This window comes from Micromonospora sp. NPDC049201 (assembly GCF_055586805.1).
Genome location: NZ_JBVJHM010000002.1, coordinates 109,947 through 130,608, shown reverse-complemented (window position 1 = coordinate 130,608; position 20,662 = coordinate 109,947). Strand labels below are relative to the sequence as shown.

At 75.3% G+C, this 20,662-nt stretch carries 17 protein-coding genes; 10 read left to right on the top strand and 7 right to left on the bottom strand.

Features of this window, described 5'->3' with window-relative positions; all coding sequences use genetic code 11:
- The first annotated feature begins 47 nt into the window (after positions 1 to 47).
- The 4 genes from ACZ6O5_RS04260 (at position 48) to glmM (ending at position 4,042) form a co-directional block, all read left to right on the top strand.
- Positions 48 to 1,433, top strand: a complete 1,386-nt coding sequence (locus tag ACZ6O5_RS04260) for an MFS transporter (protein WP_465974413.1) — start codon at positions 48 to 50, stop codon at positions 1,431 to 1,433.
- A 208-nt stretch (positions 1,434 to 1,641) separates the two neighbouring features.
- Positions 1,642 to 2,085, top strand: coding sequence for a 50S ribosomal protein L13 (gene rplM, locus ACZ6O5_RS04255; RefSeq protein ID WP_174528511.1), 444 nt, complete (start codon positions 1,642 to 1,644; stop codon positions 2,083 to 2,085).
- Between the two features lie 20 nt (positions 2,086 to 2,105).
- The gene (rpsI, locus tag ACZ6O5_RS04250) at positions 2,106 to 2,570 is read left to right on the top strand and encodes a 30S ribosomal protein S9 (RefSeq protein ID WP_465974412.1); all 465 of its coding nucleotides are present in this window, start codon (positions 2,106 to 2,108) and stop codon (positions 2,568 to 2,570) included.
- Positions 2,571 to 2,686: 116 nt separating this feature from the next.
- On the top strand, positions 2,687 to 4,042 hold the full coding sequence (glmM, locus tag ACZ6O5_RS04245) for a phosphoglucosamine mutase (protein ID WP_465974411.1): 1,356 nt from the start codon (positions 2,687 to 2,689) through the stop codon (positions 4,040 to 4,042).
- Between the two features lie 91 nt (positions 4,043 to 4,133).
- Here the strand turns inward: glmM and ACZ6O5_RS04240 are convergent, their stop codons facing one another.
- Together ACZ6O5_RS04240 and ACZ6O5_RS04235 are read right to left on the bottom strand one after the other, a co-directional pair.
- Complete coding sequence (locus ACZ6O5_RS04240; RefSeq protein ID WP_465974410.1) at positions 4,134 to 4,883, bottom strand: ABC transporter ATP-binding protein; 750 nt, start codon at positions 4,881 to 4,883, stop codon at positions 4,134 to 4,136.
- Between the two features lie 2 nt (positions 4,884 to 4,885).
- Positions 4,886 to 7,708: an FtsX-like permease family protein gene (locus ACZ6O5_RS04235; RefSeq protein WP_465974409.1), complete on the bottom strand. Its 2,823-nt coding sequence runs from the start codon at positions 7,706 to 7,708 to the stop codon at positions 4,886 to 4,888.
- Between the two features lie 97 nt (positions 7,709 to 7,805).
- On the opposite strand from ACZ6O5_RS04235, the gene ACZ6O5_RS04230 reads away from it, so the two are divergent.
- On the top strand, positions 7,806 to 8,417 hold the full coding sequence (locus ACZ6O5_RS04230) for a helix-turn-helix transcriptional regulator (protein WP_465974408.1): 612 nt from the start codon (positions 7,806 to 7,808) through the stop codon (positions 8,415 to 8,417).
- A gap of 22 nt (positions 8,418 to 8,439) precedes the next feature.
- Here the strand turns inward: ACZ6O5_RS04230 and ACZ6O5_RS04225 are convergent, their stop codons facing one another.
- From ACZ6O5_RS04225 to ACZ6O5_RS04215, 3 genes are read right to left on the bottom strand one after another with little or no spacing between them, the layout of a single operon-like run.
- Positions 8,440 to 9,546 (bottom strand): threonine aldolase family protein, encoded by a 1,107-nt coding sequence (locus tag ACZ6O5_RS04225; RefSeq protein ID WP_465974407.1) that lies wholly within the window; start codon positions 9,544 to 9,546, stop codon positions 8,440 to 8,442.
- On the bottom strand, positions 9,546 to 10,730 hold the full coding sequence (locus ACZ6O5_RS04220) for a pyridoxal phosphate-dependent aminotransferase (protein ID WP_465974406.1): 1,185 nt from the start codon (positions 10,728 to 10,730) through the stop codon (positions 9,546 to 9,548). Before ACZ6O5_RS04220 ends, ACZ6O5_RS04225 begins: the two co-directional genes overlap by 1 nt.
- Positions 10,731 to 10,761: 31 nt before the next feature.
- Entirely contained in the window at positions 10,762 to 11,724 is a 963-nt protein-coding gene (locus ACZ6O5_RS04215; RefSeq protein WP_465974405.1) for an MmpS family transport accessory protein, read from the bottom strand.
- A gap of 269 nt (positions 11,725 to 11,993) precedes the next feature.
- Between ACZ6O5_RS04215 and glmS the strand changes: the two genes are divergently transcribed.
- Positions 11,994 to 13,907: a glutamine--fructose-6-phosphate transaminase (isomerizing) gene (glmS, locus tag ACZ6O5_RS04210; protein ID WP_281938037.1), complete on the top strand. Its 1,914-nt coding sequence runs from the start codon at positions 11,994 to 11,996 to the stop codon at positions 13,905 to 13,907.
- Positions 13,908 to 14,048: 141 nt separating this feature from the next.
- On the opposite strand, the gene ACZ6O5_RS04205 is transcribed toward glmS, so the two are convergent.
- Complete coding sequence (locus ACZ6O5_RS04205; protein WP_465974404.1) at positions 14,049 to 15,827, bottom strand: alpha/beta hydrolase; 1,779 nt, start codon at positions 15,825 to 15,827, stop codon at positions 14,049 to 14,051.
- The gene (locus ACZ6O5_RS04200; protein WP_465974403.1) at positions 15,824 to 16,174 is read right to left on the bottom strand and encodes a hypothetical protein; all 351 of its coding nucleotides are present in this window, start codon (positions 16,172 to 16,174) and stop codon (positions 15,824 to 15,826) included. Before ACZ6O5_RS04200 ends, ACZ6O5_RS04205 begins: the two co-directional genes overlap by 4 nt.
- 200 nt (positions 16,175 to 16,374) lie before the next feature.
- Here ACZ6O5_RS04200 and ACZ6O5_RS04195 point away from each other — a divergent pair, with 200 nt between their 5' ends.
- From ACZ6O5_RS04195 to tsaE, 4 genes are all read left to right on the top strand, one after another.
- Complete coding sequence (locus ACZ6O5_RS04195) at positions 16,375 to 17,844, top strand: NAD(P)H-hydrate dehydratase (RefSeq protein ID WP_465974402.1); 1,470 nt, start codon at positions 16,375 to 16,377, stop codon at positions 17,842 to 17,844.
- Between the two features lie 84 nt (positions 17,845 to 17,928).
- Positions 17,929 to 19,047 (top strand): alanine racemase, encoded by a 1,119-nt coding sequence (alr, locus tag ACZ6O5_RS04190; protein WP_465974401.1) that lies wholly within the window; start codon positions 17,929 to 17,931, stop codon positions 19,045 to 19,047.
- Positions 19,044 to 20,141: an alpha/beta fold hydrolase gene (locus ACZ6O5_RS04185; RefSeq protein ID WP_465974400.1), complete on the top strand. Its 1,098-nt coding sequence runs from the start codon at positions 19,044 to 19,046 to the stop codon at positions 20,139 to 20,141. Before alr ends, ACZ6O5_RS04185 begins: the two co-directional genes overlap by 4 nt.
- Positions 20,138 to 20,620 (top strand): tRNA (adenosine(37)-N6)-threonylcarbamoyltransferase complex ATPase subunit type 1 TsaE, encoded by a 483-nt coding sequence (gene tsaE / locus ACZ6O5_RS04180; protein WP_465974399.1) that lies wholly within the window; start codon positions 20,138 to 20,140, stop codon positions 20,618 to 20,620. Before ACZ6O5_RS04185 ends, tsaE begins: the two co-directional genes overlap by 4 nt.
- Positions 20,621 to 20,662 lie beyond the last annotated feature (42 nt).

Sequence of the window (20,662 nt, the reverse complement as noted above, 5' to 3'; positions counted from 1 at the left end):
CCGCCCGTCCCTAGCGTCCTCCTCGTCACCGACGAGGAGGAGTCGCCGTGAGCACGCTCGCTTCAGCCCCGACCCCGACCGCGCCCCCGGCGCCGGCCGCCACCGGCCGCCCGGGACCGATCACCGACTGGCGTCCGGAGGATCCGGCGTTCTGGGCCGCGGGCGGCGCCCGGACAGCCCGACGCAACCTGTGGGTGTCGATCTTCGCCGAGCACGTCGGCTTCTCGGTGTGGAGCCTCTGGTCGGTGACCGTGCTCTTCCTCGGCCCCGGCTACGGCATCGACCCGGCCGGGAAGTTCCTGCTCACCGCCGTGCCGGCCGCGTTGGGCGCGGTGCTGCGGCTGCCGTACACGCTGGCGGTGGCCCGGTTCGGCGGCCGGAACTGGACCATCGTCAGCGTGTTGCTGCTGCTGGTGCCGGCGGTGCCGATGGCGGTGCTGATCCGGCCCGGCGTGTCGTACGCCACGCTGATGGTGCTGGCCTGCCTGTCCGGCGTGGGCGGCGGCAACTTCGCCTCCTCGATGGCGAACATCAACCTGTTCTTCCCGGACCGGCTCAAGGGGCGGGCGCTCGGGCTCAACGCCGGCGGCGGCAACCTCGGCGTACCGGCGGTGCAGCTCGTCGGGCTGGCGGTGCTGGCCACTGCGGGGGCCGCGTACCCCTGGCTCGTGCCGGCCGTCTACCTGCCGCTGATCGTGCTCGCCGCGCTGGCCGCGGCGCGGTGGTTGGACAACGTCCCGGGGGCGCGCAACGAGCCGGGCGCGCTGCGCGCGGCGGCCCGCGACCCGCACACCTGGGTGATGTCGCTGCTCTACGTCGGCACGTTCGGCTCGTTCATCGGCTTCGGCTTCGCCTTCGGCCAGGTGCTTCAGCTCCAGTTCGCCGACCGGTTCCCGACCCCGGTCGACGCCGCCTGGCTGACCTTCCTCGGGCCGCTGGTCGGCTCGCTGGTCCGGCCGCTCGGCGGCCAGCTCGCCGACCGGCTCGGTGGGGCGCGCGTCACGTTCTGGAACTTCGTCGCGATGGCCGGCGGCGCCGGGCTGGTGCTGTACGCCGCCCGGGACCGGTCCTTCCCGCTCTACCTGGCCGGCTTCCTGGCGCTGTTCGTGTTCTCCGGCATCGGCAACGGCTCGACGTACAAGATGATCCCGGCGATCTTCCGGGCCCGGGCCGTCACCGAGGCCGAGCTGACCGGGGACCGGGAGGCGGCGCAGCGGCGGGCGCGGCGTCTGGCCGGCGCGCTGATCGGCATCGCCGGCGCGGTGGGCGCGTCCGGCGGGGTGCTGGTGAACGTGGCGTTCCGGCAGTCGTTCCTGACCTCCGGCACCGCCGACGCCGCCTACCTGGCGTTCGTCGGCTGGTACGCGTTGTGCTTCCTGGTGACCTGGGCGGTGTACCTGCGACCGGGGCCGGGTACGCTGGCCGGCGTGTGACAGGCGCCACGCGCAGGCGCAGGCCGAGGGCGGGGCGACCCCGTTTTGACCTGCCACCGGGCAGCCGGGTATCGTTGCCTGCTGTTGTACGACATTCTTAGGCGTGCCGCATCAGGTACGCTTGGTCGTTCGTGCGCGCTGGTTCGACTGGGAAGCCCCGGTTACCTCGGCGCGCGACCCCAGACCGACGACGAGACAAGGTAGACCTGTGCGTACGTACAGCCCGAAGCCGGGTGAGATCGAGCGTCAGTGGCACGTCATCGACGCCTCTGATGTCGTGCTGGGCCGCCTGGCGACCCACGCCGCCACGCTGCTGCGTGGCAAGCACAAGCCGACTTTCGCGCCGCACGTCGACACGGGCGACTTCGTCGTCATCGTGAACGCGGGCAAGGTCGCGCTGACCGGCAACAAGCGCCAGACCAAGGTCGCTTACCGCCACTCCGGTTACCCGGGTGGTCTGAAGCGGGTCGGCTACGACGAGCTGCTCACCAAGCGGCCCGAGCGGGCCATCGAGCTGGCCGTGAAGGGCATGCTCCCGCACAACAAGCTGGGCCGTCAGATTCTCAAGAAGCTGAAGGTCTACGCCGGTGCCGAGCACCCGCACGGCGCGCAGCAGCCGGCGCCGTTCGAGATCAAGCAGATCGCGCAGTGAGCGCGGGCGAAGGAAGCAGCATGACCGACATCACCGAGACCGAGGTCGCCCCCGAGGCCACCGAGGCGCCGGCGCCCGTCGCGCGCGCGCCCCGCGGTGACCGCCCGATCCAGACCGTGGGCCGTCGCAAGGAAGCCATCGTCCGGGTCCGGATCATTCCGGGCAGCGGCAAGATCACCTGCAACGGCCGCGACCTCGAGGCCTACTTCCCGAGCAAGGTGCACCAGCAGCTCATCAAGGACCCGCTGGTCACCGCCGAGAAGCCCGAGATGTTCGACGTGATCGCCAACCTGCGGGGCGGCGGCACCACCGGCCAGGCCGGCGCGCTGCGGCTCGCCATCGCCCGGGCGCTGATCGTCAACGAGCCCGATGACCGTCCGGCCCTGAAGAAGGCCGGCTTCCTGACTCGTGACGCCCGGGTCAAGGAGAGCAAGAAGTACGGCCTCAAGAAGGCCCGTAAGGCTCCCCAGTACTCGAAGCGCTGATCACCACCAGCGTCTTGTACTTCTGACGGACGGCCGGGTCCGCCTCCCTTCTGCGGGGGCGGCCCGGCCGTTCCGTGTTTCTCTCCTCAACGGCAGTTCCACGGAGGTTGGCGGGTATGGGCCGGTTGTTCGGCACGGACGGCGTACGCGGGCGGGCGAACGCGGATCTCACCCCGGAGTTGGCGCTGGCGGTCGCGGTGGCCGCGGCCCACACACTGGCCGAGACCGACCGGAGTCATCCGCCGCTCGCGGTGGTGGGCCGGGACACCCGGGCCAGCGGCGAGATGCTGGAGGCGGCGGTGGTCGCCGGCCTGACCAGCGCCGGCGCCAACGTGGTGCGGGTGGGTGTGCTGCCCACCCCGGCGGTGGCGTTCCTCACCGCCGAGATCAAGGCCGACCTGGGCGTGATGCTCTCCGCCTCGCACAACCCGATGCCGGACAACGGCATCAAACTCTTCGCCGCCGGCGGGCACAAGCTGCCCGACGAGATCGAGATGCGGATCGAGGCGGCCGTCGAGGCGAACGCCACCACCGCCTGGGACCGGCCGGTCGGCGCCGGGGTCGGCCGGGTGAACGACCTGCTCGACGGGGCCGACCACTACGTCCAGCACCTGGTCGGCACCGTGCCGCACCGGCTCGACGGGATCAAGGTCGTGGTGGACTGCGCCAACGGCGCGGCGGCCGAGGTGGCCCCGGTGGCCTACCAGGAGGCCGGCGCCGAGGTCATCGCCATCCACGCCGAGCCGGACGGCCTCAACATCAACGACGGGTGCGGCTCCAACCACCTCGATGCGGTGCGCGCCGCAGTGGTCGAGCACGGCGCGCACCTCGGCCTCGCCCACGACGGCGACGCCGACCGCTGTGTCGCGGTCAGCGCCGACGGCGCGGAGGTCGACGGCGACCAGGTGATGGCGATCCTCGCGCTGGCCATGCGGGACGCCGGCGAGCTGACCCAGGACACCCTGGTCGCCACCGTGATGAGCAACCTCGGCCTGCGGCTGGCCATGTCCGCGCACGGCATCCGGCTGGTCGAGACCAAGGTCGGTGACCGGTACGTGCTGGAGGAGCTGCGCGCCTCCGGTCTGGCGCTGGGCGGTGAGCAGAGCGGCCACATCGTGCTGCCCGCGTTCGCCACCACCGGCGACGGCGTGCTCACCGGCCTGCACCTGATGGCCCGGATGGCGGCCACCGGCACCTCCCTGGCCGAGCTGGCCGCCGTGGTCACCAAGCTGCCCCAGGTGCTGATCAACGTGCCGGTGGGCGACCGGACCGTGGGTGCCGCCGCGCCGGCCGTCCGCGCCGAGGTCGAACGGGCCGAGGCCGAGCTGGGCGAGACCGGCCGGGTGCTGCTGCGCCCGTCCGGCACCGAGCCGCTGGTGCGGGTGATGGTCGAGGCGGCCACCGAGGACACCGCGCGCGCGGTCGCCGAGCGCATCGCCGAGCACGTCCGCACCGCCAGCCCGGTCGCCTGACCGGGCCGGCCGCGTAGTCGCCTGACCGGGCCGGCCCGGGTACCGCGGGGTCGGCGCCGCAGCCCGGGTCGCGTGACGGGCCGGCGGCCGGTCAGAGCCGCAGCCGGGTGGCCCGGTCGAACGTGTCGGCCGGGTCCTCGCCGTCGGTGAGGTCGACGTCCTCGACGATCCGGCCGTCGCCGAGCCGGATCAACCGGTCGCACCGGGCGGCGACGGCCCGCTCGTGCGTGGCCAGCAGGATCGTCATGGTGTGCTGTTCCCGCAGGCCGAGCAGCAGGTCGAGGATCTGCGCGCCGGTGGTGGAGTCCAGGTTGCCGGTGGGCTCGTCGGCCAGCAGCAGCCGGGGCCGGCCCATCAGCGCCCGGGCGATGGCGACCCGCTGCTGCTGACCGCCGGAGAGCTGGGCCGGCAGCGCCCGCTCCCGACCGGCCAGCCCGACGGCCGCCAGCAGCTCCCGGGCCCGGCCCGGGTGGTCGGCGCGACCGGCCCGCAGCGGCAGCACCGGGGCGATCACGTTGTCCAGCACGGTCAGCGCCGGCAGCAGGTGGTAGCGCTGGAAGACGAAGCCGACCCGCTGCCGGTAGCGGGCCAGCGCGGCCCGGCGCAGCGCGGTGACCTCGACGTCGTCCACCGTCAGCCGGCCCCGGTCGGCCCGCTCGATGGCGCCGATCAGGTGCAGCAGGGTGGACTTGCCGGAGCCGCTCGGCCCGGTCAGCGCCACCACCGAACCGCCCGCGATCTCCAGGGAGACGTCGTCGACGGCGGTGAGTCGCTCGGTGCCGGCGCCGAACGCGCGGACCAGCCCCTCCGCCCGCACGGTGCTTCCGGTGCTCGGTTCCATTGTCACTCCTCGGCCAGTAGTCGCGCGGTGGGCAGGCGGCGCAGCAGTCCGGCCGGGACGAGCGCCGCGAGACAGGTGAGCAGCACCCCGGCCAGGGCGACCAGGGCCGCGACGGTCACCAGGGCGGCCGGCACGTCACCGACCAACCAGGCCGCGCCAGCCAGGCCGAGCCCGGCGCCGGCGGTCGCGCCCAGCCCACCGAGGAACAGCGCCTGGTAGCCGATCAGACGGGCCAGCGCGCCGTCGGTCCAGCCGGTGGCCCGCAGCGTGGCCAACTCGGTGGCCCGGTCCCGGACGTCCAGGTAGAGCACGTCGGCGACGGCGGCGGCGCCGAGCAGCACGGTGGCCACCGCGGCGAGGGTGTCCGCGCCGCGCACGCTCAACGACACGGTGTCGCCGAGCAGGCTGCCGACGACCGCGCCGCGGAACGCGTAGCCGACGGCGCCCACCACTGTGAGCGCGGCCACGCCGATGGCGAGCGCGGCGGCGCCGAGCAGCGTGCGCCCGGGGACGCGGGCCAGGTTGACCAGTGCCATCCCGGCGACGGTGCGGGACCGGCGGGCCCGGAACGTGCCGGCCACCGGTGGGCGCAGCGCGGCGGCCGGGTGGGCGCGCGCGGCCCGCAGCGCGGGTGCCAGGCCCGCGACCAGCGCCAGCAGCAGGGCCACCGGTACGGCGAGCAGCGCCCGCCGCCAGTCGACGTCGATGTCGAGGGCGTGGCCGAGCGGGACGGCCAGGCCGACCGCGAGCAGCCCGGCGACCAGGCCGAGCGCGGCGACCTCGCCGAGCACGAGCGCGCCGATGCGACGCGCCGGCCAGCCGAGGCAGGCCAGGACCGCCAGCTCGGACCGGCGGTCCCGGACGGCGGCGGTGACCGCGTTGCCGAGGAAGAGCGCGCAGACCACCAGCACCAGCGCGAACAGCAGGGCGCTCTTGCGGTCGACCGCGCGGGTGATGACCGAGGCGACGCCGAGGGCCGACCAGTTCTCGGTCAGCCGCAGGTCGGGGCGGCCGAACGCGCCGGCCGGCAGTTCGACGGTCTGCGGGGCGGGGGAGGAGCCGAGCGTGATGTCCACGTCGAGGCCGGTGGTGGTGGCGATCTTCTCGGCTATCAGCCGGACCCGCTCGGCGGACCGCTCGCTCCAACCGTCCACGTAGGCCACCCGGACCCGGATTGCGCTGATCGGCGCGGTGCGCTGCGGGCTGCTGCCGGCCGAGAGCAGCCCGGGCACGCTGGACAGGCTGGTGAGCAGCAGCGGCGGCGCGGACAGGTAGCCGGCCGGGTTGCCGCTCGGCTCCAGGGGCTGCCCGCCCAACGCCGCGCGGCTGCGGTCGTCGGCCCCGTCGGCGCGCGGCGGCTCGTACGTCTCCAGCGGCACCCTGCCCAGGTCGCTGAAGCCGGTCAGTCTCTCCGGGTCGAAGAGCCCCACGGCCTGCCACTGCCGGGCGTCCCGGTCGCCACGACCCAACCGGAGCTGGGTCAGCGGCCGGTAGCCGGTGTCCTCGCTGAGCCACGGTCGGGGCAGCGTGACCAGATCCTGCGAGTCGCCGTACACGGCCGGGTCGGCGGGCGCCGGGCGGACCCGCAGCGCGCCGTCGGGCAGCCGGTCGTAGCCGGCCTGCCCCGGCTGCACGACGACCTGCAACTGGCCGTGGCAGCAGGTACGCGGACCGAGCCCGGCGGCGAGTTGGGCCCGGTAGGCGCTCAGCGCGTCCCGTTGCGTGCCGCCGGCCGGGGTGGCCGGTACGCCGCGCAGCCGTTCGGCCAGCTCCCGGGGCGGCACGCCGGCGATGGTGCGGTCCAGCGGCACGCGGGTGTAGCTGGCCCGGATCGCGCCGTCGAGGAACGGGCGGCTGGTGGCGAGCACCGGCAGCGTCCGGCTGGACAGGCCGCGCCCGCGGGTCACCACCGTGGTGTCGGTGGCGGTGAGCGGCCGGCCGGTGACCACCGCGTCGTCGAGGCCGACCAGTTTCTGCTCGGCGTCGGGGTCGACGGCGGCGAGCAGGAACGGCACGGTCAGGCGCACCGTCACGGTCACGCGGGGAACCGGAACGGCGGGAGCGTCGAGGTTGGTGACGCCCTCGGTCGCCGGCCGCTCGAAGCGCCCACCGGGCAGCATCCGGAACGTCTCCACCTTCCACAGTTGCCGTTCGCTGACGTCCCGCAGCCCGTTCGACTGCTCGACGCGCAGGTCGCAGAGGGGCGCGGTACGCCCACCCGGCAGCACCTCCCGGGGCAGCAGCCCGCAGTCGTTGGTGTCGTACGTCCGCCCGTCGGTGTAGCGCACCGCGTCCGGGTAGTACTCGTCGCCGATGACCGGGTAGCGCAGCGGATGCGTGGTGACGTACACGTAGGTGGGCTGGGCCGGCGCGCGGCTCAGGCCGCGCTCGGCGAGGAACTCGCGGTCGATGCGGATGAGCTGCCGGTCCAGCGCGGGGTCGACGGCCGCGGTGACGTCGAGCGGCATCTCGATCGACGTGGTGGAGTAGCCGAGCATGGCGATCGGGGCGGCGACGTCCACCCCCTCGACGGCCCGGACCCGGTCGTACTGCGCGGGGGTGATGCCGCCGTAGCTGCCGGAGAGATAGTTGGGCCGGACCAGGCCGCGCTCCGCCTCCAACGGCGTGCGCGTCCCCTGCGGACGGACCAGGATGTCGTAGGCGGCCCGGGTGTCGCGCTCCACGGTGCCGGTCACGGCCAGCCGGGAGGTGGTGGTGGCGCCGGTCAGCACCACGAACCCGGTGGTGGCCACCAGCACGCCGACCAGCAGCGCCACCGAGCGGCCGGCCCGACCGCGCAGTTGACCCCAGATGAACCCGACCATCGCGCCTCCCCGTGTGCTGAGCACACTCTGCGCGATACATTGTGACAATGCAAGGCCCCGCCCGGGGCACCCGCCCGGAACCGGATCGGAGAAGACGGTGGCGATCCAGCACGCGGTCCTGGCCCTGCTCGCCCGCGGCCCCAGCTACGGCTACGAACTGAAGAGCGCGTTCGAGGCGGCGGTCGGGCCGCAGTGGGGCCCGCTCAACATCGGGCACCTCTACCAGATCCTCGACCGGCTCTCCCGCGACGGCCTGGTGGTGGCCGAGCGGCAGCCCCAACCGGTCAAGCCCGACCGGGTGGTCTACGAGATCACCGCCGACGGCCGCGCCGAGCTCGACCGCTGGCTGACCGCCCCCAGCCCGCGCAGCGGCGGCTTCCGGGACGACTTCTTCCTCAAGGTGACCGCCGCCGCCCGGTCCGGCCGGGCCGACACCGTCCGGACCGTGCTGGCCAACCAGCGCGGCCACCTCATGCGGGAGCTGCGCAACCTCGACGGGTTACGCCGGCAGGCCGACGACCCGGTGGTCCGGCTGCTGCTCTCGGCCGCCGGCCGGCACGTCGAGGCGGACCTGGCCTTCGTCGACGACGCCGAGGCGGCGCTGCTCGCCGACGGCGGCGCCACGCTCACCGGCCTCGCCGCCGCGCCCCCGGCCGCCTGGTCCGGCCCGTCCGGCGAGGGCGCCGGCCCGGCGCGGGCGGCCGGCTAGCTCCGGGCCGGGGGCGGCGGGGTCAGCAGGTGGGCAGGCGGCGCAGGAAACGGGCGGCCAGCTCGCGTACGCCGTCGGCGTCCAGCTCCAGCGCCGGCCCGGCGATCGTCACCTCGGCCAGCGCCATCCCGGGCACCGCACTGTCCCGCCAGCCACCGACGAACCACGCCCGCTCCTGCTCGGCCAGCGCCAGGTTGGCCGCGTCCAGTGCCGCCGCCGGATACGGCAGCCAGAACCGGAACTGGTGGGTGTGCGGCGGCGCCGGATGCACCCGGGCGCCCGGCAGGGCGGCCAGCGCCTCCGCCACCACCGTCGCGTGCCGCACGTACCCGCCCAGCCGGGGCAGCTCCCGCTGGAGGCCGATGAGCGCGGCGAGCGCCGCCGGCCACTGCTGGAACAGCGTGCCGCCGTACCGGTGCCGCCAGGCGCGCGCGTACCCGACCAGCTCCGCGTCACCGGCCAGCGCCGCGCCGGAGTGACCGCCGAGGGACTTGTAGAACGAGACGTACGTGCTGTCGGCGAGCGCCGCGATCTCGGCCGCCGAGTGGCCCAGGTGGACCGTCGACTCCCAGATCCGGGCGCCGTCGACGTGCACCCGCGCGCCCCGCGCCCGGGCCGCCGCCACGACCGCGACCAGCTCGTCCCAGGTGGGCAGCACGAACCCGGCGTCGCGCAGCGGCAACTCCAGGAAGAGCGTGCCGATCGGCTCGTCGAGCGCCGCCACCTCCTCGGCCGTCGGGTTGCGCGGCGCGGCCGTGGTGTGCACCGCCCGCACGCCGGCGAGCAGCGCGTACGCGTCGCGCTCGTGCAGCAGCGGATGGCTGAGCGGGTGCAGGCCGACAGCGGCCCGGCCGGTCAGCTCCGCGCCGTGGCGCATGGCCACCTGCTGGGCCATCGTGCCGGTGGGGAAGAACGCCACCGCCGCCACGCCGAGCAGCTCCGCGACCCGCTGCTCCAGCTCCGCGACCGGGCCGCCCTCGCCGTAGACGTCGGGCAGGTCGTCACCGGCCGTCGCGGCGAGCGCGGCCACCTGCTCCCGCACCGACTCCGGGCGTACGCCGGAGAGCATCGTGCCGCAGCCGCGCTGGGCCGCGAGCCGGCGCAGCCGCTCGGCGTACCCGTCGCCCATCAGTGCTCCCGGAGCCGACGCAGTCGGGTCACCGCCTCGGCCAGCACCTCCGGCCGCTTGCAGAACGCGAACCGGACCAGCCGGCGACCGGCCGCCGTGTCGTCGTAGAACACCTGCGTCGGCACCGCCACCACGCCGCACCGCTCCGGCAGGGCCCGGCAGAACTCCACCCCGTCCCGGCCGCCGAGCGGAGTGACGTCGGCGGTGACGAAGTACGTCCCCTCCGGCGCGAGCACGCCGAACCCGGCGTCGGCCAGCCCGGCGACCAGTTGGTCCCGGCGGCGTTGCAGGTCGTCCCGGAAGCCGGTGAAGTACGCGTCCGGCAGGCCGAGCGCCACCGCCACGGCCGGCTGCAACGGGCCGGCGTTGACGAACGTGAGGAACTGCTTCACCCGCAGCACGGCGGCGACCAGTGACGCCGGGCCGCTCACCCAGCCCACCTTCCAGCCGGTGCAGGAGAACGTCTTGCCGGCCGAGGAGACCCGCAGCGTCCGCTCCCGCATGCCGGGCAGCGTGGCCAGCGGCAGGTGCGCCGCGGCGGCGTCGGTGAAGACGAGATGCTCGTAGACCTCGTCGGTGACCGCGTACGTGCCGTGCTCCCGGCACAGCTCGGCGACCAGGGCCAGCTCGTCGGCGGTGAAGACCTTCCCGGTCGGGTTGTGCGGCGAGTTCAGCAGCACCAACCGGGTCCGCGGCCCGAACGCGGCACGCAGCTCGGCCGGGTCGAAGGCGTACCGGCCGTCGGCGCCGGGTCGCAGCGTCACCGGGCGGCGGACCGCCCCGGCCAGCGCGATCGAGGCGGCGTACGAGTCGTAGTACGGCTCGAAGCAGACCACCTCGTCACCGGCCTCGCAGAGCGCGAGGATGCTCGCCGCGACCGCCTCGGTCGCGCCGGCCGCCACCACGACCTCGCCGTCCGGGTCGTACTCCAGGTTCCAGAACCGGCGTTGGTGCGCCGCGACGGCCGCGCGCAACGCGGGGATCCCCGGCCCCGGCGGATACTGGTTGTGGCCGGTGCGCAGCGCCTCCGCGGCGGCGGCGAGCATCTCCGGCGGGCCGTCCGTGTCGGGGAAGCCCTGCCCCAGGTTGACCGCGCCGGTGCGCACGGCCAGCGCGGACATCTCGGCGAAGATGGTGGTGCCGAACGGCCGCATCCGGGCCACCAGCGGATCGGTCGTCGTCACGGCGGCCAGCCTACGGCCCGCCGCCGGACCCTCACCACCCGAAGCAGGTCGCGCCGTATTCTCCCGAGTTCCGCGAGACGACCTTGCCGTTGATGCTGATCCGGCAGCTCACCTCGCCGGACTCGGCCGGGGTCGCGATCACCTGCACCCGCTCGCGGTCGTTCGCGGTGAACCGCAGCCGCCAGGGCGCGTCCACGTCGTCGAGCTGGAGGAAGTTGGCGTCCGCGTCGTAGAACTGCACGTACACCTGGTCGGCCCCGGTCACCTCGTAGACGACGGTGAACCGGCCGGGCCCGCCGGAGGGCGTGGTGACCGGGACGGCCGGCGTCGGGGTCGGTTCGTCGGTGAACCCGTCGGGCTCGCCCGGCCCGTCGATGAACGGCCGCTCGTAGGGCTCGCCGGCGTTGCTCCTCCCGTCGGTGAGACCGCCGAGCACGCCCAGGCCGACGCAGCCGCAGACGGCCAGCACCAGCGCGACGACCAGGGTGATCACCAGCCCGATCGCCCAGCCCGCGTTCGACCGGCGCGGCGCCCCACCGGGGTACGCGTACGGCGGCGGGTAGGGCCCGGGCGGGTACGCGGCCGGCGGGTAGCCCGCCGCCGGGTACGACCCGGGCGGGTAGGCGGCCGGTGGGTAGGGCCCCGGCGGGTACGCGGTCGACGGCTGGTCCGGCGCCCCCGGCTCACCCGGGTGGTGTGGATGGTGTGGACCGTTCGGGTCGCCCGGGTGGTGCGGACCGCCCGGTGGTGCGGCGGCCGGGCCGTCGGGCGGTGAGCCGTGCCCGCTGCCGGGGTGGGGCGGCGCGGCGGAGGCGGGCGGTGCCCACGGGTTCGGGTCCCACGCCGGCGGCGACCACGGCGAGAGCGGGGCCCAGGGCTGCGGCGCGGCGAGCGCGTCCGGTGGCGTCCAGGAGGCGGGCTCTGCGGCACCCGGCGTCGCGGTCGGGTCGACCGGAGCGGGGGTCGGCTCGGGACTGGGGGTCGTCTCGGACATCGGCTCAGCTCACAGGGGTACGGCGCGGACGACCGCGGAGGGTGGACCGGGGCTGCCGCCCGGGCCCCTCAATGTAGGGCGCGGCGGCCATCCACGCGGCCCGCCCCGGCCGGCACCCGAGATCGTGGTACGTCGGGGAGTGGATCACTCACGTACCGTGGCGGTTTGTCCGGTTGGCGGCCTCCGCTGACCGGTTCGCTCAAGCTCAGTGATCGTTGAGCCGCCTTCCGCGCACGCGCGATGAGCGAAACTCGGCTAGGCTGCGGACCATGTGTGGAATCGTGGGTTACGCCGGTGCGCGCCCGGCGCTCGGCATCGTGCTCGACGGACTGCGGCGGCTGGAATACCGCGGCTACGACTCGGCCGGCGTCGCGGTGGTCTGCGACGACGAGCTGCTGACCGAGAAGAAGGCCGGCAAGCTGGCCAACCTGGAGAAGGTGCTCTCCGAGCGGGCCGCCGACAACCCCGAGGACTGCGCCGCCAGCCCGATCGGCATCGGCGACGGCACCACCGGCATCGGCCACACCCGGTGGGCCACGCACGGCGGGCCGACCGACCGCAACGCGCACCCGCACGTCTCCCCGGACGGGCGGGTCGCGGTGATCCACAACGGCATCATCGAGAACTTCGCGAAGCTGCGCACCGAGCTGGAGGACGAGGGCGTCGAGTTTGCCAGCGACACCGACACCGAGTGCGCGGCGCACCTGATCGCCCGCGCGTTGGCCGACCTGCGCGCGGCCGGTGAGACCGACACCCCGCAGTTGCTCGCCGCCGCCATGCGGGTGGTCTGCGAGCGCCTCGAGGGCGCGTTCACGCTGCTCGCCGTGGATGCCGCCATCCCCGGCGCGGTGGTCGGCGCCCGGCGTAACTCGCCCCTGGTGGTGGGTCGCGGCGACGGCGAGAACTACCTGGCCAGCGACGTGGCCGCGTTCATCGAGCACACCCGGGACGCGGTCGAGCTGGGCCAGGACCAGATCGTCCTGATCACGCCGGAGAGCATCGAGATCACCGACTTCGCCGGCCAGCCCGCGGCCGGCAAGGACTTCCACATCGACTGGGACTCGTCGGCCGCCGAGAAGGGTGGCTACGACTGGTTCATGCTCAAGGAGATCGAGGAGCAGCCGCAGGCCATCGCCGACACGCTGCTCGGCCGGCTCACCGAGAGCGGCGAGATCGCCCTCGACGAGGTCCGCCTCAGCGAGCAGGACCTGCGCGACGTCGACAAGATCTTCATCGTCGCCTGCGGCACCGCGTACCACGCCGGTCTGGTCGCCAAGTACGCCATCGAGCACTGGACCCGGATCCCCTGCGAGGTCGAGCTGGCCAGTGAGTTCCGGTACCGCGACCCGGTGCTGGACCGGTCCACGCTGATCGTGGTGATCTCGCAGTCCGGCGAGACCATGGACACGCTGATGGCGCTGCGTCACGCCAAGGAGCAGAAGGCCCGGGTGCTGGCCGTCTGCAACACCAACGGCTCGACCATCCCGCGCGAGTCGGACGCGGTGCTCTACACCCACGGCGGCCCGGAGATCGCGGTCGCCTCCACGAAGGCGTTCCTCACCCAGGTCGTGGCCTGCTACCTGATCGGCCTGCACCTGGCGCAGGTGCGGGGCATCAAGTTCGCCGACGAGGTGGGCGCGGTGGTGGCCCAGCTCCAGGAGATGCCGGGCAAGCTGCGTGAGCTGCTCGACCGGATCGAGCCGGTGCGCGAGCTGGCCCGTGAGTTGAAGTCCGAGCCGACCGTGCTGTTCATCGGCCGGCACGTGGGTTACCCGGTGGCGCTGGAGGGCGCGCTGAAGCTCAAGGAGCTGGCGTACATGCACGCCGAGGGCTTCGCCGCCGGTGAGCTGAAGCACGGCCCGATCGCGCTGATCGACAAGGGCACTCCGGTGATCTGCATCGTGCCGTCGCCGGTCGGCCGGGGCATGCTGCACGACAAGGTCGTCTCCAACATCCAGGAGGTGCGCGCCCGGGGCGCCCGCACCATCGTGATCGCGGAGGAGGGCGACCAGGCGGTGGTCCGCTACGCCGACCACCTGATCTACGTGCCGCGTACGCCGACGCTGCTGGCGCCGCTGGTGACCACCGTGCCGCTCCAGGTGCTCGCCGCGGAGATCGCCGCCGCCCGCGGGCACGACGTCGACCAGCCGCGGAACCTGGCCAAGTCGGTCACGGTCGAGTAGCCGACCCGCCTCCGCCACGGCCCCTCCGCCCCACACCGGAGGGGCCGTGGCGTCTTCCCGCCCCGAACCCGCACCCGTCGCCTGCCGCCCGCCGCCTGCCGTTGGCCGTTCCGACCGGCCCGCCCGCGCCACGGCGTCCGCTCATTGGCCCAGCACGATCCGGGCCATCCCGTCCAGGGCCGGATTGTCGGCGTCCCAGTAGCCGGTGTGGCCGTGCCGCCCGCTTGGGAAGCGCCGGCCGCCGAAGCCCGGCGCGCTCGGATCGGCGCCGAACCAGAGCCGCTCGCGGTGCCGGTCGTGTGCGGCCAGCACCGGGCCGAGCGGCGTACCGGCCAGCACGGCGCGACGGGCCAGCTCGTCCGGCGGGTGGGCCAGCCGGATCACGTCGTCGGGCGCGGTCGACGCCCAGACCTGGCCGGCCGGCATCCGCAGCTCGGCCGCGTGGTCGACGCCGACGCCGGGTGAGCCGACGAAGACCAGCGCGTCGGCGCCCAGCCCGTGGTCGCGGGCGGCGGTGCCGACGACAAGCGAGCCGTAGCTGTGCCCGAGCACGGTCTGCCGGGCCGGCGGCCCGTCGTGGGTGGCCCGCAGCCCTTCCTGGAACCGGTGCAGCGCCGGGCCGGCGGCCTCCGCCGGCCGGGTGCCGGACGCCTCGGGGAGGAAGTCCGGCGCGTCGTAGTCCAGCCAGAGGACCGCCGCGGCCTCCTCGCCCGGCCCGATCGCCGCGCACCTCTCGAGCACCCGGGCGGCCCGGCCCAACTCGGCCGGGGCGTCCGCGAGGTCGGCGGTCATCCCGGGGACGTACGTCAGCACCGCGCCGGCCCGGTCCGGGTTGCCGAGCGCCACCACCGCCCGACCGTCCCCGGCGGGGTCGAGCCCCAGCAGGTACGCCCGCGGCGCCCCCGACGTGGCCAGCCGCTCGGCCAGCCCGTCCAGGCCGCGCAGCGCCGCCTCGACCCCGGCCAGCCGGGCCCGCCGGGCCACCTCCGCCGGGCCGGCCGGCAGCGGTCGCCGCAGCGCGAGGCGGCGCGCGAGCAACTCCTCCCGCCGGTCGGCCAGCAGCAGCCGGTTGGCCTGGTCGCGGGCGGTCACCGGCACGCCGTCGAGGTGGCCGACCCGGCCCGGCTCGTGCCCGACCAGCCACCGCCGCTCGGCCGGGCTCAGGCCGGCCCACCAGCGGCTCACCTCGGCCGGACCGGCGCCGGGCCCCGGTCGCCAGGCGGGCGGCACGCTGACCCAGCCGGTCACCGCCGCGGTGGCGACCTCCGCCAGCCGGTCGGCCGCCTCCCGGTCCGCCGCGCCGGCCAGCGCGAGCGCGTCCCGGATTCCGGCCTGCGCCCGCACCACGGCGGGGCCGGTCCGGGTGACGGGCCGGGCGGGATCCGGCCGGACCGTGCCGGAGCGGTCCACCCGCAGGCCGCCGCTCTCGGCGCGGACCACCTCGGCGTCGAGGCGGGCCTTCGCCGCGCCCACCCGGCTGGCGAACTCGGCGAGTGTCTGGTCGACCTCGACCAGCGCGGGCAGCACCTCGGTCAACGAGGTGCGCAGCTCACCGAGACGCCGTTGCGCGGCCGTCGAGGCCGCGCCGGACCAGCCGGGCCGGAGCGTGTCGGCTCGGGCGGCCAGCCCGGCGGCCCGGTGCCGCACCGGCCCGGCGAGCCCTCGCCAGGCCGCCCCGGTGGCGAGCCAGGCGCCCGGCTCGGCGCGCCAGAGCTGCGCGTAGCCGACCGGACCCGGGTCGGACCGGCGATCTCGTGCGGTGGCTGCCCGCCGAGGTGCGGGAGTTCCTCGGGCGTGGGTGGCTCCCGCCGGGTGCGGACGGGTGCCGGCCGGGCGCGGGCCCCGGGCGGCGCCCGCCGGTCCCGGGCCCCGGATGGCGCCCGCCGGGCGTAGGCGGCGACGCGTCTCGCCGCCGGTCACCGGGCGCCGTCCGGAGCGGCGCCGGCCGGAACCGGGCGGACGGGGAGGCCGGCCGCGCTCCGGGTGAGGCGGCGGGCGGCCCGGTCGTCCACCGCCTCGTAGCCGTCCGCGCCGCCGCGCAGCGCCTCGGCGGTGGTGGCCACCCGGGCCGCGAGCGCGCCGGACCAGCGGCGCAGCGCGGCGTCCAGCTCGTCGAGCGCCGCGTCGGCCCGCCAGCCGTCCGGTGGCGGCGGCACCGGCCCCGGCACCCCGCCCGGCCCGTACGCCAGCCGGTGCGCGTCGTCGGTCAGCTCCCGGGCCACCGCGCGCAGCAGCTCCGGATCGACGCTGAACGGCTCCTCGACCACGACGACCTCCCACCCCCGCCGAGCCCATCGGCCGGGCCCGGACAGCGGGGACGTTAGGCCGGTGGGAGCCGTCCGCGTCGGCCCTGTGGACAACGTCCCCGGTTGTCCACAGGGCTGTCCCGGCGCCCCGTCCGGCCCGCGCGCCGCCGGTAGGGTGAGGCCGTGATCGCAGCCGACGGGAACGAACGGGGCGGGACGGCATGAGACCGGTGTGGCGGGTCGCGGATGTTCGCGCGGCGGAGGCGGGGCTGATGGCGACCCTTCCGTCCGGCGCGCTGATGCAGCGGGCGGCGGCCGGGCTGGCCCGCCGTTGCGCGCTGCTGCTGGCCGACCGGGGCGGCGTCTACGGCGCCCGGGTGCTGCTGCTCGTCGGTTCCGGTGACAACGGCGGCGACGCGCTCTTCGCGGGGGCGCGCCTGGCCCGCCGGGGCGCGGCGGTCGCCGCCCTGCTGCTCACCCCGGAGCGCGCCCATGGCGACGGCCTGGCCGCGCTGCGTGCCGCCGGTGGGCAGGTGGTCGACCGGCCACCCGCCGGGGTCGACCTGGTGCTCGACGGCATCGTGGGCATCGGTGGCGCCGGTGGGCTGCGGGAGACCGCCGACCAGCTCGCCGCGAGCCTGATCGAGCACCGGGGTCGGGACGGCACGCGGGCCACCGTGGTCGCGGTGGACGTGCCGAGCGGCGTCGCGGTCGACACCGGCCACGTCCCGCTTACCGACGCCGGCCGGCCGCGCGCGGTCCACGCCGACGTGACGGTGGCGTTCGGCGCGCTCAAGCCGGCTCTGGTGGTCGGCCCGGCCGCCGCGCTGGCCGGGCAGGTCGACCTGGTCGACATCGGGCTCACCCCGTGGCTGCGCGGGTCCCCGGCGCTGGGGGTGACCGAGTGGTCCGACGTGGCCGCCTGGTGGCCGGCGCTGGGTGCCGCGTCGGAGAAGTACTCCCGCGGGGTGGTCGGGGTGGCGACCGGTTCCGCCACCTATCCGGGTGCGGCGGTGCTCTCGGTCGGCGGCGCGCTGGCCGGTCCCGCCGGCCTGGTCCGCTACGCCGGCGGCGCCCGGGCCGAGGTGGTGCACCAGCACCCGTCCGTGATCGCCACCGACCGGGTCGCCGACGCCGGCCGGGTGCAGGCCTGGGTCTGCGGCTCCGGGCTCGGCACCGGTGACGCGTCCGCCGCCGAGTTGCGCGCGGTGCTGGCCACGTCGGTGCCGGTGGTGCTGGACGCCGACGCGCTGACGCTGCTGGTCGACGGCAAGCTGGCCGATCGGCTGCGCGGGCGGGACGCCCCGATCGTGGTGACCCCGCACGACCGGGAGTACGCCCGGCTCTGTGGCGAGATGCCCGGAGCGGACCGGGTCGCCGCGGCGCTGCGGCTGGCCGCCTGGATGAACGCGGTGGTGCTGCTCAAGGGGGACCGGACGATCGTCGGCACGCCCGACGGCCGGGCGTACGTGAACCCGACCGGCACCCCGGCGCTTGCCACCGGCGGCACCGGCGACGTGCTGGCCGGGTTGCTCGGCTCGCTGCTCGCGGCCGGTCTGGCCCCCGAACGGGCGGCCGCCGCCGCGGCGTACCTGCACGGGCTGGCCGGCCGGGAGGCGGCCCGCGGCGGCCCGGTGACCGCGCCCGACGTGGCCGCCGCGCTGCGCCCGGTCCTCGCCCGCCTGGCCTGATCCGGGTGCCGGCGCTGGCCGGGCGGCGGCGCTGGCCGCGCGGCTCCCGACCACGATGATCACCGGCGGAAGTAGGCTGGGGGCATGTGGCAGTCGGAGGTGCGCGTCGATCTCGACGCGATCCGGGAGAACGTGGCCCGGCTCAAAGCCGGCACCAGCGCCGAGCTGATGGCGGTGGTCAAGGCCGACGGGTACGGGCACGGCATGGCGCCGGCGGCCCGCGCGGCGCTCGACGCCGGGGCGGACCAGCTCGGCGTCTGCACCCTGGACGAGGCGCTCCGGCTGCGTCAGGAGGGGATCACCGCGCCGGTGCTGGCCTGGCTGCTCGATCCGGGCCTGCCGCTGCACGACGGGATCACCGTCGGGGTCGACCTGGGCTGCGCCAGCCTGAGCCAGCTCGACGAGATGATCGAGGCAAGCCGGCGGGCGGACCGCCCGGCCCGGCTGCACCTGAAGATCGACACCGGGCTGTCCCGGGGCGGGGCCACCGTCGCCGACTGGCCGGCGTTGCTGGAGGCCGCCGCGAAGGCCCAGGCCGACGGCCTGGTCGAGGTGGTCGGCGTGTGGAGCCACTTCGTGTACGCGGACTCGCCCGGCCACCCCACCACGGATCGCCAGCTCGCCGTCTTCCGGGAAGGGCTGGAGATGGTCACGCGGGCCGGCCTGCGGCCCCGGTACCGGCACCTGGCCAACTCGGCGGCCACGCTCACCCGGCCGGACACCCACTTCGACCTGGTCCGTCCCGGCATCGCGGTCTACGGTCTGTCGCCGATCGCGGGCGAGCAGTTCGGCCTGCGCCCGGCGATGACCGCCCGGGCCCGGGTGATGCTGACCAAGCGGGTGCCGGCCGGCACCGGCGTCTCCTACGGCCACACCTACCTCACCGAGGCGGAGAGCAACCTGGCCGTGGTGCCGCTCGGCTACGCCGACGGGGTGCCCCGGCACGCCTCGAACACCGGTCCGGTGCTGCTCGGCGGCGAGCGGCGGACCATCTCGGGGCGGGTGTGCATGGACCAGTTCGTGGTCGACTGCGGCAACGACGAGGTGGCCGCCGGCGACGTGGTGACGCTGTTCGGCAGTGGCGCGGCCGGTGAGCCCACCGCCGACGACTGGGCCGAGGCGGTCGGCACCATCAACTACGAGATCGTCACCCGGTTCGGCGGTGTGCGGGTGCCCCGCGTCTACGACGGCGAGAAGCCATGAGCCAGCGGCTGCGGGTGCCGCGTCCGCGAGGCGCCGCGGGGAAGGTCGCCGGGCTGGTCGGCGCCGCCGTCGGGGTGGCCGCCGCCGGGCTCGCGGCGGGCGTGGTCAGCGAGCGGGTGCTGGTCCGCCGGCTCAAGAACGACCCCACCGACCGGTACGCGCACGAGGTCTTCGGGCGGCAGCGCCACGACGAGGCGTACCGGCTGGAGATGCCGGACGGCACCGACATCCACGTGGAGGTGGTCGAGCCGACCCGGCCGGTCGCCGGGCACCCGACCGTGGTGCTTGTGCACGGCTTCTGCCTGGACATGGGCACGTTCCACTTCCAGCGCAAGCTGCTCGCCGAGCGGGGCGACTACCGGGTGGTGGCGTACGACCAGCCGGGACACGGCCGGTCCGGGCGGCTGGAGACCGGTGAGTACGACCTGACCGCGCTGGGCCGCACGTTGCGCCGGGTGCTCGACGAGGTGGTCCCGGAGGGGCCGCTGGTGCTGATCGGGCACTCGATGGGCGGCATGACGATCATGGCGTTGGCCGAGCTGTACCCGGAGCTGTTCGGCGACCGGGTGGTCGGCACCGTGCTGATGGCCACCTCCGGTGGTCTGGCGGCGGAGACGAAGCTGGTGGCGCCGGCGCTGCTCGGTCGCGTGGGCGCGCCGGTGCTCTACATGATGAGCAACGCCACCCGGTACGGCGGCACGGTGATCGACAAGGCCCGCAAGTCGACCTCGAACGTGGCCTGGCTGCTCACCCGCAAGTACGGGTTCGGCACCCCGAAGCCCAGCCCCGCCCTGGTGTCGTACGTGGAGACGATGAACTCCCGCACCTCGGCCGACACGGTCACCCGTTACCTGCGGACGCTGGCCACGCACTCGCGGTTCCCGGCGCTCGCCGCGCTGGCCGGCACGCCGGTGCTGGTGATCGTGGGGGACAAGGACATGATCACGCCGGTGACGCACTCGGAGGAGATCGTCCGGCGGCTGCCGGAGGCCGAGTTCGTGAAGATCCACGACAGCGGGCACGTGGTGATGCTGGAGCACGCCGACGAGGTCAACGCGGCGCTGGAGCGGTTCCTGGAGTCGGTGACCGGGTGACTGTGGTGGTGGAGCTGCGGACCCTCGACGACACCCACGGGTTCGGGCGGCGGCTGGCCGGCGTGCTGCGCGCCGGTGACCTGCTGCTGCTCAGCGGTCCGCTGGGGGCCGGCAAGACCGCGCTGACCCAGGGCGTCGGCGCCGGCCTGGGCGTACGCGGCGACATCACGTCGCCCACCTTCGTCATCGCCCGCGTGCACCGGCCGGACCCGGCGCGGGGCGGCCGGGTGACGCTGGTGCACGCCGACGCGTACCGGTTGGGGGAGTCCGCCGATCCGCGCGCCGAGATCGACGACCTCGACCTGGACGCCTCGGTGGACGAGGCGGTGACCGTGGTGGAGTGGGGCGAGGGGATGGTCGAGCAGTTGGTCGACGCGCACCTTCGGGTCCGCATCGACCGGCGGGACGACGACACGCGGGTGGTCACGCTGGAGCCGGTGGGCGGCGACTGGGCGGCCCGGCTGGCGACCCTCGGCTGAGCGCTGTCGTACCCGCTGCCTAGAGTCCCGGGGACGACTGCG